15 protein-coding genes are annotated in these 15366 nt (G+C 72.1%); 4 read left to right on the forward strand and 11 right to left on the reverse strand.

Annotated features, from left to right (window positions below; genetic code table 11):
- Positions 1-10: 10 nt before the first annotated feature.
- From FS532_RS11935 to FS532_RS11955, 5 genes are all read right to left on the reverse strand, one after another.
- The gene (locus FS532_RS11935; protein ID WP_144754482.1) at positions 11-1123 is read right to left on the reverse strand and encodes a TIGR03364 family FAD-dependent oxidoreductase; all 1113 of its coding nucleotides are present in this window, start codon (positions 1121-1123) and stop codon (positions 11-13) included.
- Positions 1120-2799, reverse strand: a complete 1680-nt coding sequence (locus FS532_RS11940) for a PhnE/PtxC family ABC transporter permease (RefSeq protein ID WP_144754485.1) — start codon at positions 2797-2799, stop codon at positions 1120-1122. The genes FS532_RS11935 and FS532_RS11940 overlap by 4 nt, the downstream gene beginning before the upstream one ends.
- On the reverse strand, positions 2796-3611 hold the full coding sequence (gene phnC / locus FS532_RS11945) for a phosphonate ABC transporter ATP-binding protein (RefSeq protein ID WP_144754488.1): 816 nt from the start codon (positions 3609-3611) through the stop codon (positions 2796-2798). Before phnC ends, FS532_RS11940 begins: the two co-directional genes overlap by 4 nt.
- Positions 3608-4537, reverse strand: a complete 930-nt coding sequence (locus FS532_RS11950) for a phosphate/phosphite/phosphonate ABC transporter substrate-binding protein (protein ID WP_144754492.1) — start codon at positions 4535-4537, stop codon at positions 3608-3610. Before FS532_RS11950 ends, phnC begins: the two co-directional genes overlap by 4 nt.
- A gap of 471 nt (positions 4538-5008) precedes the next feature.
- A complete protein-coding gene (locus tag FS532_RS11955) occupies positions 5009-5908 on the reverse strand; it encodes an EamA family transporter (protein ID WP_144754495.1) in 900 nt (299 codons plus the stop codon).
- A gap of 308 nt (positions 5909-6216) precedes the next feature.
- On the opposite strand from FS532_RS11955, the gene FS532_RS11960 reads away from it, so the two are divergent.
- A complete protein-coding gene (locus FS532_RS11960; RefSeq protein ID WP_186322015.1) occupies positions 6217-7737 on the forward strand; it encodes an alkaline phosphatase family protein in 1521 nt (506 codons plus the stop codon).
- Between the two features lie 62 nt (positions 7738-7799).
- On the forward strand, positions 7800-8423 hold the full coding sequence (locus FS532_RS11965) for a dihydrofolate reductase family protein (protein ID WP_144754498.1): 624 nt from the start codon (positions 7800-7802) through the stop codon (positions 8421-8423).
- 125 nt (positions 8424-8548) lie between these two features.
- On the opposite strand, the gene FS532_RS11970 is transcribed toward FS532_RS11965, so the two are convergent.
- The 3 genes from FS532_RS11970 to FS532_RS11980 all read right to left on the reverse strand — a co-directional run bounded on the left by FS532_RS11970 (position 8549) and on the right by FS532_RS11980 (position 11025).
- Positions 8549-9379, reverse strand: a complete 831-nt coding sequence (locus FS532_RS11970; protein WP_144754501.1) for an ABC transporter permease — start codon at positions 9377-9379, stop codon at positions 8549-8551.
- Positions 9376-10296 (reverse strand): ABC transporter ATP-binding protein, encoded by a 921-nt coding sequence (locus tag FS532_RS11975; protein WP_144754504.1) that lies wholly within the window; start codon positions 10294-10296, stop codon positions 9376-9378. Before FS532_RS11975 ends, FS532_RS11970 begins: the two co-directional genes overlap by 4 nt.
- Positions 10297-10389: 93 nt before the next feature.
- Positions 10390-11025: a hypothetical protein gene (locus FS532_RS11980; protein WP_144754507.1), complete on the reverse strand. Its 636-nt coding sequence runs from the start codon at positions 11023-11025 to the stop codon at positions 10390-10392.
- 71 nt (positions 11026-11096) lie between these two features.
- On the opposite strand from FS532_RS11980, the gene arr reads away from it, so the two are divergent.
- The gene (gene arr, locus FS532_RS11985) at positions 11097-11507 is read left to right on the forward strand and encodes an NAD(+)--rifampin ADP-ribosyltransferase (protein WP_144754510.1); all 411 of its coding nucleotides are present in this window, start codon (positions 11097-11099) and stop codon (positions 11505-11507) included.
- Positions 11508-11522: 15 nt separating this feature from the next.
- Here arr and FS532_RS11990 read toward each other — a convergent pair whose 3' ends face one another.
- The 3 genes from FS532_RS11990 to FS532_RS12000 all read right to left on the reverse strand — a co-directional run bounded on the left by FS532_RS11990 (position 11523) and on the right by FS532_RS12000 (position 14258).
- Positions 11523-12284, reverse strand: a complete 762-nt coding sequence (locus tag FS532_RS11990; protein ID WP_144754515.1) for a glycoside hydrolase family 16 protein — start codon at positions 12282-12284, stop codon at positions 11523-11525.
- A gap of 199 nt (positions 12285-12483) precedes the next feature.
- Positions 12484-13242 carry a glycoside hydrolase family 16 protein gene (locus FS532_RS11995; protein WP_144754518.1) on the reverse strand — a complete coding sequence of 253 codons (759 nt, stop codon included), beginning with the start codon at positions 13240-13242 and terminating at the stop codon, positions 12484-12486.
- A gap of 383 nt (positions 13243-13625) precedes the next feature.
- A complete protein-coding gene (locus FS532_RS12000; protein WP_144754521.1) occupies positions 13626-14258 on the reverse strand; it encodes a TetR/AcrR family transcriptional regulator in 633 nt (210 codons plus the stop codon).
- A gap of 86 nt (positions 14259-14344) precedes the next feature.
- Here FS532_RS12000 and FS532_RS12005 point away from each other — a divergent pair, with 86 nt between their 5' ends.
- Complete coding sequence (locus FS532_RS12005; protein WP_144754524.1) at positions 14345-15301, forward strand: zinc-binding dehydrogenase; 957 nt, start codon at positions 14345-14347, stop codon at positions 15299-15301.
- Positions 15302-15366 lie beyond the last annotated feature (65 nt).

The following is a 15366-nucleotide window of genomic DNA, read 5'->3' on the forward strand; positions in this document are numbered from 1 at the left end:
GCGCCAACCGTCAGGCTCCGTCGAGGACGAACGGCGCGAGCCCGAGCCCGGTCGTCATCCCGATGCCGGTGGTCACGGTGACGACGTCGACGCCGGGCACCGGACGCTCCACCAGGAACTCCTGCCGCGGCGAGGACGCGTACACGCCCTGCCAACGGTCGAGCACGCGGACCGGGGCGCCGAACAGTCGCTCGGTCTCGGCGAGGAGCAGCCGGAAGCCGTCCTCGTCCTGGAACGGCGGGGCGTCGGCCTCGCGCTCGTGGGTGTCCCCGACGATCACGCTGCCGTCCGGCGGGGACGTGTACATCTGGTTGAGGTCCCAGCGGATGCCCTCGGGCAGGGCCTCGGCGAGCGCGGTGCGGAGTGCTCCGGCGCTCGGCATGCCGGCGAACCCGGAGTACCGGAGCAGGGACCACCCGGTGAGCAGCGGCGTCGCGAGCGGGAACGCCAGCGGGATCGCGGCGCGGAGCATGTGCAGGCGGCAGCGGACCACCTCGGCGGCCTCGGCGAGCGCGGGGAACAGCTGGTCGACGTCGTGGTTCGTGCACACGACGATCCGGTCGGCCGTGAGGTCGCCGCGCGCGGTGCGGACCGCACCGGTCTCGATGCCGAGCGCAGCGGTCCGCCAGTGGAACTGCACCCCTTGGGTGGCGAGCCAGGCGGCGATCGCGGGTGCTGCCTCCCGGGGGTCGACCTGGAGGTCCTGTGGGAGGTGCGCTCCCCCGACGGCCGTGGCCGCGTCGACGGGGACGGCGTCCGCGATCGCGGCGGCGTCGAGCAGCCGGAGGTCGGCGCCCGTCGACCGGTGCTCCTCGAGCACCGCGAGCTCCTCCGCGCGACGCGCCACGACGTGCGCCCCGCGCTCACGCGCCGTGAACCCCGCGAGCGGAGCCAGCGTCGTCCACCGACGCCGTGCCTCCTGGGCGTACCGCGCGGCCTCGCCCGTCTGCGGGGTGATGCAGGCGTGTCCGAAGTTGCGGACGCTGGCGCCGACGATGCCGGCGGCGCGGTCGACGACCGCGACCCGCGCGCCGCGGAGCATCGCCTCGTAGGCGATGCCGAGGCCGACGATGCCGGCGCCGACGACGAGGACGTCGACGTGGTCGTCGGTGCGCCCGGTCACCGGAACACCCGCCGCATCCACATCGCGATGCCCTCGACGACCAGGACGGCGACGAGGATCATCAGGACGATCGCGGTCACCGTGCCGTAGTTCGAGCCCTGTGCGGCGTTGAGCAGGTAGTAGCCGATGCCGCCGCCCCCGACGACGCCGAGGATGGTCGCGGCGCGGATGTTCGTGTCGACGAGGTAGAAGGTGTGGCCGAGCATCGCGCGGATGCCCTGCGGCACGGTGGCCCCGGCGTAGCGCTGGAACCGGGTGGCTCCCGTCGCGGTGAGGGCGCGTTCCGGGCCGGCCGCGACCTCCTCCAGCGAGTCGGCGACGAGCTTGCCGAGCAGGCCGATGCCGCCGAACGCCAGGGCGAGGGTGCCGGCCTGGGCGCCGAGGCCGGTGATCACGATGAGCACGACGGCGAGGATCGTCTCGGGGATGCCGCGGACGACGACGAGCAGCAGGCGCGCTCCCCCGCGGACGCCTCGGGTCGGTGCGACGTTGCGGGCCGCGAACGACCCGATGACGACCGAGACCGCGAGGGCGAGCAGGGTCGCGGCGAGCGCGATGGCGACGGTGTCGAACACGGCGCCGAGCATCACGGAGGTGCCGTAGCTGCCGAAGGACGGCGGCCAGAACCGCGCGGCCACCGGAGCGATCTTCCCCCAGACCGTGGCGAGGTCACCCCAGGCGATGTCGCAGACGACGACGCTGCCGACGACGACGAGGACGGCGACCCAGGACCAGACGGTGGTGCGGACGCGGGCGGCGGTCCACGGGCGGCGGAGGGCCTCCTCGGGGGTCCGGAAGTGCACGGGGCGTCCGCGGGTCGCCCGGCTCGTGCGTCCGAGCATGGTGGCCCGGACGGCGCTCGAGACGATCTCCATGAGGACGCAGAGCGCGAAGATGACGATGGCGTACCCGATGCCGAGCGAGTAGTCGAGGGACTTGAAGGCGAAGGACATCTCCCGGCCGAGGCCGACGATCCCGACGAAGCCGAGGATCACCGAGCCGCGCAGGTTGATGTCGTTGCGGTGCAGCACGGTCGCGACCCAGGAGGGCAGGACCTGCGGCAGGACACCGGCGGTGAACTGCTGCACGCGGTTGCCCCCGGTCGCGCGGATCGCGGTGCGGGGCCCCTCGTCGATCTGCTCGATCGCGTCCGCGAAGAGCTTCGAGATCATCCCGATCGAGTGGATGCCGATGGCGAGGATGCCGGGCAGCGGTCCGATCGTGAACAGCAGCACGAACACCATGGCGAGCACGACGTCCGGGACCGCCCGGGTGAGGACGCTGACGAACCGGGCGGCGGCGATCCATCCGCGTCCCGGGCTGGTGTTCGCCGCGGCCAGGTACGCGATCGGCACGCTGAGCACGGCAGCGAGCAGGGTGCCGAGCAGCACGAGGCCGACGGTGAGCGCGGTCTGCTGCAGGAGCACCGGGAGCTCGGGGAACCGGACGGTGCCGACCCGCGCGAAGAAGTGCTGCGCGTTCGCCCACGACGCGATCATGTTCGGCACCGAGATGTCGATGCGTGCCAGGGCGACGCAGGCGAGGACCCCGAGGACGACCAGGGTCAGTCCGGCGGCGATCCGCTCCGGGGAGATCCGGCGCCGGGGTGCGGCGGAGACCGCCTGGGCGATGGTCCGGGGCGCGTGGACCCGGGGACGGTCGGTGACGGCGGTCATGCGGGCTGTCCCGTCCGCGCCGCCAGCGCCTCGACCGCGGCGAACTCGTCGGTCGTCGTGGCCACCTGCCCGTAGATCTCCATGACCTGCGCCTTGCTCAGCCCCTCGGTCCGGGTGTCGAGCACGACCCCGCCGTGCCGCAGTCCGACGATCCGGTCCGCCCAGGACAGCGCGAGGTCGACCTGGTGCAGGCTGCACAGGACGGTGAGGCCCTGGTCGGCGGCGATCTCCCGGATGAGCGTCATCACCTGGGCGCTCGACTCCGGGTCGAGCGACGCGACGGGCTCGTCGGCGAGCAGCACCGACGGGTCCTGCATGAGCGCGCGGGCGATCGCGACCCGCTGCTGCTGGCCACCGGAGAGCGTGTCCGCCCGCTGGTAGGCCCGGTCGAGCAGGCCGACGCGGTCGAGGTGCCCGAGCGCACGGTGCCGGAGTCGGCGCGGGTACGACCAGAGGCCGAGCCGCGGGCCGCGCAGCGTGGCGAGGGCCCCGGTGAGCACGTTCTCGAGCACGGTCAGGGACGGCACGAGCTCGAACTGCTGGAACACGAACCCGACCTGCTGCCGGAGTCGGCGGAGCGGCCGCCCGGACAGCTCCGACACGGCCGTCCCGGCGACGCGGACGCTGCCGGAGGTCGGGAGCTCCAGGGCGTCGACGTGCCGGAGCAGCGTCGACTTGCCCGACCCCGACAGTCCGAGGAGCACGACGACCTCGCCGGGCTGCACGCTCAGCGACACGTCGCGGAGGGCCGTGGTGTCACCGAACCGCTTGGTGAGTGCGGTGATCTCCACCGCCGGGTCGTCGCGCGTCATGCCTGGCAGGTGCTGGACTTGGTCGTCTTGCAGATGTCGCGGATCAGGTCGTAGTACCCGTCGTCGACCGGCTTGGTGCCGTAGAAGACGCTCCGGAACCCGTCGCTGTCGGCGCTCGTGATGCCGGCCGCGATGATGTCGTCGATGGTGACCTCGGACAGCGTCTTCGTCAGGGTGTCCTTCTCGTCCTGCGGGAGCGTGTCCGACACCACGATCGGCGCGCCGGGCACCATCGTCTTGTCGATGACCTTCACGTCCTTGTTCTTCTCGACCTCGCTGTCCTCGGCGAAGCCGGCCTCGCACTCGGTGCCCGCGGCGACCTTCTGCACGCTGACGTCGTGCTTGCCGGCGAACACCGGGGTGACGTCCTTCGTCGGGTCGATGCCGGCCTTGAGCAGGTTGTAGCTCGGGAACAGGTAGCCCGAGGTCGAGGACGGGTCGACGAAGCAGACCTTCTTGTCCTTGAAGTCCTCGATCGAGGTGATGTCGCTGCCCTTCGGCACGATCGCCTCGGAGTAGTAGCCCGGCTCCTGGCCCTCGGCGGTGATGATCGAGGAGATCGGGGTGATCTTCGCGCCGTTGTTCTTCGCGGTGACGTAGGTGAACCCGGAGAACGAGGCGACGTCGATCTTGCCGGCGACGCTGGCCTCGATGAGCGCGGCGTAGTCGGTCGACTCGTGGTACTCGACCTTCTTGCCGGTCTCCTTCGCGATGTAGTCCATCAGCGGCTGGTAGTTCGTCTCGGTGTCCACCGAGTCGGGCACGACACCGAAGACGATGGTGTCCGCGTCGACGGCGTACTTCGTCGACGACGTCTCGTCGCTGCCGGCCGCGGCCGTCGACCCGGCGGAGCAGGAGCTGAGCGTGGCGGCGAGCACCAGGGCACCCGCGAGGGCGACGAGGGGCTTGAGGACGGGGATGGGCATGATGACCTTTCGGGCGGTGGCTTGGTGTCCGCTCAGGACGGGCGCAACTGTGCCAGCCGACAGGTGAAGGGTCGTGCCCAGGCGGTGCACCGATCGTGTCCGGCAGGTGAACACGGCGTGCACCTGTCCGGACAGGCGCACGGCGCACGGCGCAGCGTGCGGCGCACGGCGCACGGCGCAGCGTGCGGCGCACGGCGCACGGCGCAGCGTGCGAGGTTCCGCGCACCGTGGCATCGCGCACGGCTCGCACGGCGCACGGAACCTCGCACACTACGGACTGGAGGCACGGCGCGGCGCCGCCACGCGCCTCCAGTCCGACCACACGCACCACCAGGGCACGCACGGCGCGCGGCACACCCGGCGCAGCGTGCGAGGTTCCGCGCACCGTGGCAGCGCACGCGGCTCGCACCGCGCACGGAACCTCGCACACTGCGAGCCGCCCGGCGCGCACGGCGCGGCGCGCGCACCGCGTCAGATCGCGAGCAGCGCGATCCCGGCGAGCACCACGACCGACGCGGCGATGCGCGTCGTCGCGCGACCCTCCCGGAGCACGAGCGCGCCGAACACGCTCACGAGGACGACGCTGACCTCACGCATCGGCGCGACGAGGGCGACCGGTGCGATCGTGATCGCGACGAGCACGAGGATGTAGGACAGCGGCGAGAGCACCCCGAACGCGAGCACCCGGCCCCAGTGCGCGCGGAGGACGGGCAGGACCTCGCGGCGCCGGGGACCGAGGAGTGCGCCGAACAGGACCACCTCCACCGCCGTGCACCCGACCATGAACGCCACCGGTGCCGCTCCGCCGCGGACGAAGTGCGCGTCCCAGATCGTGTACGCCGCGATCGCCACGCCGGTGAGCAGTCCGGCGACGATGCCGGGGTCGATGCGACGGCGTGGACGGGCCACCACGGGAGCAGAACCGGAGGCAACGGCTCCGGGATCCGCCCCGGCGTCGGCGAGGCCCACGGCCACGACGCCGACGAGGACGAGCAGGCCTCCGACGAGCGCGAGCCAGGAGGGCCGCTCCCCGAGCAGCGTCACCGCGAGCACCACGCTGATCGTCGGCCCGGTCCCCCGCGCCGTCGCGTACACCGTGGACAGCCGTCCGACCCGGTACCCGCGCTGAAGCACGAGCATGTACGCCACGTGCAGGAGCGCCGAGACGACGATGCCGAGCAGGAACGCCGACACGGTCCCGGTGCCGAGGCCCCCGGTGAACGGCACGACCCCGATCCACACGACGACACTCGACACGGCGCCGAGCCACAGGAACGGCATCCCGATCCGGCTCACCCCGTGGGCGATGACGTTCCAGGCGGCGTGCGCCACGGCGGCGGCGAGGACGAGGAGGACGGCGAACGACGACACGGGCAGGACCTTCCGCCCGGCGCGCGGCGCGTCGGGACCAGGTCCTCCAGGCTTTTGTCCGTTCAGATGACGGTCCGCACTCGGCGGCGGGCCGTGGCGCCGCTCGGACCAGACGGCCGGTGTGTCCCGGAACCCTAGGCGCTGTCGAGGGCACGGTAACACCGGTCGGGCGGCGAGCGCCAACCTGTCCGGACAGGTGCGGGTGCCGGTTCACCGGGCGTTCGTCGGAGGGGTGCCGGGCCGAACGCCCGCCGTCACGCGGCCCCGATGGTCTGGCGGCTCGTCCGACCTCGAGAAAGGCCTCGACCTTGCGCACCAGAACGACCATCCCCCTCGCCGTCGCGGCGGTCACCGTCGCCGCGACCGCCCTCGTCGGCGGCACCGCCGTCGCCGCGGCACCCGCTCCGGCCACACCCTCCGCGGCCGCGGCCGCCAGCACCGAGCACGTCGTCGTGATCGGCATCGACGGCGCGCTCCTCGACCGCATCGCCGCGGCCGACGCCCCGAACCTCGACGCGATGATCGCGTCCGGCTACTCGTCGAAGACCTCGCTGTACGCCTCCCCGATGGCGCCGACCCTGTCGGGCCCGGGTTGGGCGACGAACCTCACCGGTGTCTGGCCGGACAAGCACCGGGTGCTCAGCAACACCTGGGGCACCACGACCGGGCTCGACCGGTACCCCGACTTCCTCACCCGGCTCGAGCGGGCGAACAGTGCCCTGACGACCTACGCGGACGCCAGCTGGAACCCCATCGTCGACGGCTCCGTCGGCACTCCGCTCGTCCAGACCGTCGACCAGCGGTACGCCGCGTCGAGCGACGCCGACGCCGCGGCGAACGCCGTCTCGACCCTGCGGACGACCGGGCCGAACGCGTCCTTCGTGCACTTCGACGACGTCGACCACGCCGGTCACTCGTACGGCGCCGCGTCGCAGCAGTACCTCGACGCGATCGCCGAGGTCGACGGCTACGTCGGGCAGCTCCGCGCCGCCGTGCAGTCCCGTCCCACGTACTCGTCCGAACGTTGGTCGTTCATCGTGACCGCCGACCACGGGCACACCGACGCAGGCGGTCACGGCGGCAGCACCCCGGCGGAGCGGTCGGCGTTCATCCTGAAGACCGGCCCCGGCATCGCGAAGCAGACCCCGGCGATCCGGCCGAAGAACGTGGACATCGCGGCCGACGTCCTCGCGACGTTCGGGGTCGCACGACCGGCGGACCTCGACGGACGTCCGCTGGCGACGGTCTCGACCGACCCGTTCGACACCATGGTCGGTGCGCTGCGACCCCGCGTCGACGAGACCGGCATCCCCGCCGGGACCCTCGGGTGGACGCACAGCATGCCGTCCGGGTGGAGCGTCGACAACACCGGCATGGGCACGGGCGGCGTGACGGAGTGGGCGGGCTGGAGCCTGACCACCGACGAGTTCTGGACGCAGTCCCAGCGCGACCAGTCCCGCGAGACCAACGTCCGCGAACGCGGGGTCTTCGCCGTCGCGGACTCGGACGAGTGGGCGGACAAGACCCACACGGGGACGTTCGACTCGCGCATCACGTCGCAGCCGTACTCGGTGGCCGGCAAGACCTCGGCGACGGTGTCGTTCGGCAACCACTACCGGCAGGACGGCACGCAGCGGGCCACCGTGCTCGTCTCGTTCGACGGCGGTGCCTTCCGGCAGGTCGCCTCGTACGCGTCGGACCACATCGCGCAGACCGCCTCGGTGCCGGTGACCGTCCCCGCCGGCGCGAAGCAGGTCCGGGTGCAGTGGGCCCTGACGGACGCCGACAACGCCTGGTACTGGGCGATCGACGACCCGCAGGTGCGCTGACACGTCGGCCGGCCGGTGGCGTACCCTCAACGCCACCGACCGGCCCGACGAAGGAGTCAGCGATGCCCGCACGGTTCGTGTACTGGATGAACATCTCGCTCGACGGCTTCATCGAAGCCCGGGCCGGGGACCACCACGACCTCGGCGGCCCGGACTGGATCCGCATCGACGAGCAGCTCCACCGCTTCTTCAACGAGCGAGCGAAGGCGATGACGATGGGCGTCGAGGGTCGCGTGATCCACGACATGATGAACCCGTTCTGGCCCGACGCCCGGACCGACGAGTCGCTGCCCGACTACCTCCGCGAGTACGGCGAGATCTGGACCGAGCAGCCGAAGGTCCTCGTCTCACGCTCCCGGACGGCCGCCGACCACAACACGACGATCTACGGCGACGACGCGATCGCCCGGCTCGCCGAGCTGCGCCAGGAGTCCGAGGGCGACATCGGCGTCGGCGGCGCGGACGTCGCCACGCAGCTGCTCGCCGCCGGGCTCCTCGACGAGCTCCTGCTCTTCACGCACCCGGCCGTCCTCGGCGCCGGCCGGCCGCTGTTCGACTCCCCCGCCGACGCGATCCGGGAGCCGCTGCAGCTCGAGCTGCTGGAGCAGCGCCGCTTCGACAACGGCGTGACGATGCACCGCTACGAGATCCTGCGGAACGCGGGGCGGCGCGCTGACCTCGAGTGAGCAGCGATCGTCGAGTGCCGACGGGCGACCCGACGATTGCTGCTCCGTCGACAACGCGCGACCCGTGACGGACTGGAGGCACGGTGCCAGCTGGCACCGCGCCTCCAGGAATGCAGACGGTCGCGTCAGACGTCGCGTCGGCGCGCGACCGTGAGGGCGAGCGCGCCCACCACCACGACCTCGGCCGCGAGGACGGCGAACCCGCCCCAGCCGTTCAGCACGACACCGTCCTGCTGCACGCCCGTGTACGAGTACGTGTAGAGCTGCATCCCCGCCTGGTCGGGCAGGAACTTCGCGATGTCGAGCACCCACTGCTGTGCCATCAGGGTTCCGATCCCGGACAGCAGGATGGGCAGCACCAGGAGGATGCCGACCGTCACGGCGATGCCGCCGGCACTCGACCGCAGGAGCAGCCCGATGCCGTACGCCAGCAGTGCGAGGAGCGTCACGTACACCGAGGAACCGAGGATCGGCAGGAACACCGACGGGTCACTGACCACGATCTCGGCGCCCTTGGCCGACTGCAGCGCAGCGGACAGGAGCACGCCGATCCACGTGGAGACGACGCTCACGACGAACGTCGTCACCGCGAGCACGGTCGCCTTCGCCAGGACCACACCGGTCCGCCGCGGGTCGGCCGTGAACGTCGAGCGGACCTGACCGGTGCCGTACTCGCCGGTGATGATCAGGACGCCGAGGACACCGACCACGAGTGCGGTCAGGCTGACGCTCACCGTGTTGATGTTCACGAAGCCGCCGTACAGGGCGTCCTTCGGTTGGTCGGGGTCCGGCACGCCGACGGCATTGCCCAGCAGTGCCGCCATGCCGACGGTCACGACGACGAGGATCGCGTAGCACCACCACGTGGAGCGGATGCTGCGGAGCTTGATCCACTCGCTGCGGAGCAGACGACCGAACCCGAGGCGGACGGTGTCCGGCATGGTCGTGGCGGTCATCGGGTGCCCTCCGATCGGTACTCGACGTCGTCACGGGTGAGTGCCATGTAGGCCTCCTCGAGGCTGGCGCCCTGCGGGGTGAGCTCGTGCAGCGGGACGCCGACCTGCGCGGCGATGTTCCCGACCGTCACGGCGTCCGGTCCGACGACCAGGAAGGTGCCGTCCTCACGTGGGGTGATCGACGCGTTCGGGCCGATCGCCTGGAACAACTGGTCCGGCGCGGGCGTCCGGACGACGACACGACTGCCGCCGCCGTTCGCCGCGCCACCGGCCACGAACTCCTGGATGGGGGCGTCCGCGAGCACTCGTCCGCGGCCGAGCACGACGACGCGGTCCGCCGTCTGCGCCATCTCGCTCATGAGGTGGCTCGACAGGAAGACGGTGCGGCCGTCGGCTGCCATCCGCCGGGCGAGTTGCCGGACCCAGAGCACGCCGTCCGGGTCGAGGCCGTTGACCGGCTCGTCGAGGATGAGGGTCTTCGGGTCGCCGAGGAGTGCCGCCGCGATGCCGAGCCGCTGCCCCATGCCGAGGGAGAACCCGCCGACGCGCTTCTTGGCGACCGACTCCAGGCCGGTCATGTCGATGACCTCGTGGACGCGGGACTTCGGGATGCCGTGCGTCGCCGCGAGGGACAGCAGGTGGTTGTAGGCGCTCCGACCCTGGTGCACCGCCTTCGCCTCGAGCAGCGCGCCGACCTGCCGGAGCGGGTCGCGGAAGGTCCGGTACGGCTGACCGTTCACCGTCGCCCGTCCCGCGGTGGGGCGGTCGAGCCCCATGATCATGCGCATCGTGGTGGACTTCCCGGCGCCGTTCGGGCCCAGGAAGCCGGTCACGCTGCCCGGCCGCACGACGAACGAGACGTCGTCGACGGCGGTCTTCGGACCGTACTGTTTGGTGAGGTGCTCGACTTCGATCACGGCGGCCACGCTACGGGAGCGGCCCCGCCGACCGCGTCCGCCCTGAGGGGGAGATGCCGTGCACCCCGCGACGGACCCGGACCGTGCGGCCCGTCAGCCGCCCGCGCCCGAGGCGATCACGGCACGGAGGCCCGACCAGTCCGCACGGTGGTCGGGGTCGATCTCCGAGCGGCAGCGTCCCGCGAACTCGGCGGCCCGGAGCGCCAGCTCGGGTCCGAGCGGTCCGGCGAGCAGCGCACTGGCCTCCGACGCCCGGGCGTCCAGCGGCGATCCGGACCGGTGGTGGTCCGTCCCGGTCGCGCGGTCGACCGCGATCATCACGTCGACGAGGGCCGTCCGGACGATGCCGAGCACCAGGTGCATCCCGATCAGGTCGTTCCCGCGGCCGAACCGGACCGCGGCGAGCGCGGCGTCGAACCGCACGGAGGCGTCCACCGGGGATGCCGGCAGCCGGACGCGCTCCCCCTGCACGGTCAGGTCGACCCGCCGCCCGTCGACGAGCACGAGCCGGACGGTCTGCGTGGCTCCGTCCTGGTGCTCCTGCCACGCCCACGGTGTGCCGCCGAGGAGCGTCTCGGCGTCGACGTCCGCCGTGAGGGTGAGCGCGACGTCCACGTCGCTCCAGCCGTCGAGCGTGCCGGGCTCGGTCACCGAACCGTACGGCTCGACGGTGCTGCCGGCGGGTGCCCGTGTGCGGATCCCCTCGAGGAGGTCGGTCTGCCACGTCATGCGGGCAGCGTACGGGTGTGGGAGCGTGGACGGCACGCCGTCCGGGCGATCGGCAGCGCTACCCTGGCGCCGTGAGTGACGCACTGGACGACGGTCCCTTCTTCCACGGGACGAAGGCGGACCTCGGCGTGGGCGACCTGCTGACCGCCGGGTTCCGCTCGAACTACCGGCCCGAGGTCGTGATGAACCACGTGTACTTCACCGCTCTCCGTGACGGTGCGGGGCTCGCCGCCGAGCTCGCAGCGGGCGACGGGCTCCCCCGCGTCTACGAGGTCGAGCCGACCGGCGCGTACGAGGACGACCCGAACGTCACCGACAAGAAGTTCCCCGGCAACCCGACGCGCTCCTACCGCAGCGCCGAGCCGCTGCGGGTCGTCGCCGAGGTGCTCGACTGGCCACGACTGACGCCAGAGGCACTGCAGGCGTGGAGGGACCGGCTGGCCGCCCTCCGTGCGGACGAGCGGGGCGAGATCATCAACTGAGGACGGCGACGCCGGTCACTTCACGTAGTCGTACGTGGTGAACCAGTCGATGTGGAGGTGCCCCCACTTCCCCCAGTCGCCGACCTGGAACATGTAGCGGTGTCCGGTCGTCGGCACGTCCTTCGTGATGGTCTTGATGACCTTGCCGTCGAGTTGGTAGGTGACCGACTTCCCGGGGATCCACTCGATCGAGTAGGTGTGCCACGCACGCCACGAGACGCCCGTCCAGTGCTCGGTGGTGTTGACCTCGTTGCCGGGGATCATCGAGTGCTGGAACACCATGGGCGACGCCTCGAAGTTGCCCTCGGGGTAGTCGATCTCACCGTCCGCCCACCGGTTGGAGTTCGGCCAGAGCATGAAGGCCGCACCGTTCCCGTCGCCGCCGACCGCCCGGGCCCGGACGGTGAACTTCCCGCCGACGTGCGTCCACGCGTCCTTCGCCGTGCCGAACGTGCCCGCGGCGCCCTTCTTGCCGTCGAGCAGCACGTCCATCACGCCGTCGTGCGCGCTGATCTGCGTGCCGGAGTAGTACATGCCGCCGGTGCCGTCCGGGTAGGGCTGCCAGTTCTTCGCGTACGTCTTCGCGAACTTCCCGTTCGCTGCGGGAGCCTTCGTCGAGAAGTTCTCGACGACGCGTTGCTTGAACTTCCCGATGTTCCCGATCGGCGGCCCGGAGGCTGCCTCGGCCGTGGAGCCCTGCCCCATCGGTACGGCGATGATCATGGCGCTGAGGAGGACGGCCGCGACCGTCACCCGCACCGTCGAGCGCTGCTGCATGCGCTGTCACTCCCTCGGTGACCTGCGGCGCCCGTCCCGAGGCGCCGGAACGGCCGGGTGTCGGCCGTTCGCCGTGAACGCTAATCGGCGCGGGGACGCGGATCCGGGCTGCTCCGTCCCCAGTACGAGGGTGCGACGGTACCCAGTCCGAGGGTGTGCGGGGCGGTCTGTCCCCCGCCCCTCCGGCCGGCCGCGGAGCTCAGCCGACGTAGTCGTAGGTGCTGACCCAGTCGATGTAGAGGTGTCCGGCGGCGCCCCAGTTCCCGACCTGGAACATGTACCGGTGCGCCGTCCTCGGGACGTCCTTCGTGACGGTCATGATCGTCCGGCCGTCGACCGAGTACGACACCGACCTCCCGGGGATCCACTCCACCGAGTACGTGTGCCAGTCCCGCCAGGAGACCCCCGTCGAGGCGTTCGTCGTGTTGACCTCCTGGCCGGGGGTCATCGAGTGCTGGAACGCCATGGGTGTGGCGTCGAAGTTGCCCTCGGGGAAGTCGATCTCTCCGTCGGACCACGTGTTCGACGTCGGCCACACCATGAACGCCGCGCCGTTCCCGTTGCCCCCGGTCGCCTTGGCACGGACGGAGAACTTGCCGCCGATGTGCGTCCACGCGCCGGTCGGCGTCCCGAAGGTCCCGGCCGCCCCGTGCTCGCCGTCGAGCCGGACGTCCATCAGGCCGCCGTGCCCGGAGACCTGCGACCCGGAGGAGTACATGCCCCCGGCGCCGTCCGGGTACGGCTGCCAGGACTTCGCGTAGATCTTCGCGAAGGGTCCGTTCGCTGCGGCCGCGGTGCTGAAGTCCTCGACGAACCGCTGCTGGAACTTCCCGACGTTCCCGATCGGCGCCGGGGTCCCTGCGGACGCGGCGCTACCACCCCCGAGGGGGCCGGCGATGAGTGTCACTCCGAGGATCGCTCCTGCGAGTGCTGCCCGTTTCGTGGCGCGCTGGATCATGATCTGTCACTCCCTGACGTGACTGATGGCGTCGTTGGTGCGACGCCGGACGACCGGATCTCGGCCGCTCCGACGGGAACGGTAGCCGCCAGCCGGATCGCGCGCGCGGGGTTGACTTCGGGGCCCCGGCGTGGGTGCCCGGTCGCGGGGCCGAACCGCGCGTGGGGGGCCATTCCGCGCGTAGGAAGCCGTTCCGCGCGTAGGAAGCCGGATTTTCCAGCCTCCTATGCGCGATTCTGCCTTCCATGTCACGCGCGCTGGGAAGGAACGCGCGGACCACCGGCCTGGAGGCGCGGGGCGGGCTGGCACCGCGCCTCCAGGCCGTCAGGGGGTCGCGCCGGGCCGGTGGCCGCCCCGTGGCCGGTCCCCACGCGCCGCCCGCGTCAGACTGCTGCGCGGAGCGCAGCGCCCGCGACGCGCGCCGGCTCGGGCAAGCGCTCGTTCGTGGCCGATGCCCGGAACGAGTCGAGCGCGAGCGCGGCGAACCGCCGGGCTGCGACGAGCCGCTCCCCCGCGTCCTCGCCGCGGAGCCCCCGCGCAGCCAGCAGCACGAGCAGCAGGTCGTCGACGACGAAGTCCGACCGGAGCTGCCCCGTCGACTTCGCCCGGACCGCGAGCGCGGCCATCGCGTGCAGGAGCTCGGCGCGGTGCCGGGTGAGCCGGTCGGAAACCTGCCCCGCAGCGACGAGCGCGTCGACGAACCCCTGGTTGCGGGCGTTCAGCTCGACGGTCCGCTCGACGACGGTGCGCAGACCGTGCCAGGGGTCGGGGTGCGCGGCGCCCTCGAGGACGATGGCGCGGCACAGCTCGAGTTCGTCCTCGAAGGCCGCGTCGACGAGGTCCTGCCGGGTCGGGAACCGCCGGTAGAGCGTGGCGGGTCCGACCCCGGCGTGCCGAGCGACCTCACGCATCGTGACGTCGAGGCCGCGGGCGCCGAACAGGTCGCGGGCCGCCTGCAGCAGGCGGTCGCGGTTCTCCTGCGCGTCGGCACGGAGGTGAGACAGGTCGTCGGTCATCACTCCCACTTTAGTCAAGTGGACGCGGGCGTCCGTTAGCGTCGGCACCGTCCTGGTCAGACCCCCGGGACGTCGAAGGAGCAGTCATGCGCGCCGTCACGATCGAACGGTTCGGTCCCCCGGAGGGCCTCGTCCCGACCGACCTCCCCGACCCAGTCCCGGGGCCTGGTCAGGTCGTCATCGCGGTCGAGGCGATCGGCGTCGGCGGCGTGGACGCGGTGATCCGCCGCGGCACCATCGGGCGTGCGGGCATCGAGCCCGGGTACGTCCCCGGCAGCGAGGCAGCGGGGACGGTCGTCGCCGTCGCAGAAGACGTCGACCGGGCCTGGATCGGCCGCCGGGTGTGGGCGTTCACGGGGGTCGGCGGCGCGTACGCCGAGCGGGTCGTCGCCGCGGTGGGTGACCTGACACCACTCGACGACGGGTTCAGCGCCATCGACGCCGTGGCGCTCGGGTCCGCCGCGCCGGTCGCCCGGTTCGCTCTCGCGCACGGGCACCTCGTGGCCGGCGAACGGGTCCTCGTCCGTGGCGCTGCCGGCAGCATCGGCATCGCCGCCGTCGAGCTCGCCGTGCAGCTCGGGGCATCGGCCGTCGCGGTGACCGCGGGATCGCCCGCGCGCGGTGAGCGGCTGCGTGCACTCGGCGCGACCCACGTCCTCGACCGGCAGGGGCAGGGTGACGGACCGTCCTCCTACGACCTCGTGCTCGACATCGTCGGCGGGTCCGCCATGCCCGACTTCCTCGACCGCCTCGCCCCGAACGGCCGACTCGTGCTCGTCGGCGCGGTGGCCGGGATGCCGCCGGCGGACTTCGGCGGTCGGCTGCTCGCGGCGTTCCAGCAGTCGCGGTCGTTCGCGACCTTCAGCCTCGACTCCGTGCCGCGCGATGCCCTGGCAGCGGAGCGGGCCGAGCTGTTCCGGTCGGCAGCGGCTGGCACGCTGACGGCGGTCGTCGACGACGTCCTGCCGCTCGCGGGCGCGGCGGCGGCGCACCGGCGGATGGACGACGGCGAGGTGTTCGGGCGGATCGTGCTGACGCCCTGAGGACATCGCTGGTCACGGCCTCGGAGTGTCGGTCCGCAACGGTACGGTCGATCCTCGACACGGAG

Source organism: Curtobacterium pusillum (assembly GCF_007673235.1).
Lineage (GTDB): Bacteria > Actinomycetota > Actinomycetes > Actinomycetales > Microbacteriaceae > Curtobacterium > Curtobacterium pusillum_C.

Bases quoted from the DNA above. Each gene is read 5' to 3' on its own strand.
- FS532_RS11950 (WP_144754492.1), bottom strand. From the start codon at position 4,537: ATGCCCATCCCCGTCCTCAAGCCCCTCGTCGCCCTCGCGGGTGCCCTG.
- FS532_RS12000 (WP_144754521.1), bottom strand. From the start codon at position 14,258: ATGACCGACGACCTGTCTCACCTCCGTGCCGACGCGCAGGAGAACCGC.
- FS532_RS11980 (WP_144754507.1), bottom strand. From the start codon at position 11,025: ATGACGTGGCAGACCGACCTCCTCGAGGGGATCCGCACACGGGCACCC.
- FS532_RS11995 (WP_144754518.1), bottom strand. From the start codon at position 13,242: ATGATCCAGCGCGCCACGAAACGGGCAGCACTCGCAGGAGCGATCCTC.
- FS532_RS11970 (WP_144754501.1), bottom strand. From the start codon at position 9,379: ATGACCGCCACGACCATGCCGGACACCGTCCGCCTCGGGTTCGGTCGT.
- FS532_RS12005 (WP_144754524.1), top strand. From the start codon at position 14,345: ATGCGCGCCGTCACGATCGAACGGTTCGGTCCCCCGGAGGGCCTCGTC.
- FS532_RS11965 (WP_144754498.1), top strand. From the start codon at position 7,800: ATGCCCGCACGGTTCGTGTACTGGATGAACATCTCGCTCGACGGCTTC.
- FS532_RS11990 (WP_144754515.1), bottom strand. From the start codon at position 12,284: ATGCAGCAGCGCTCGACGGTGCGGGTGACGGTCGCGGCCGTCCTCCTC.
- phnC (WP_144754488.1), bottom strand. From the start codon at position 3,611: ATGACGCGCGACGACCCGGCGGTGGAGATCACCGCACTCACCAAGCGG.
- FS532_RS11940 (WP_144754485.1), bottom strand. From the start codon at position 2,799: ATGACCGCCGTCACCGACCGTCCCCGGGTCCACGCGCCCCGGACCATC.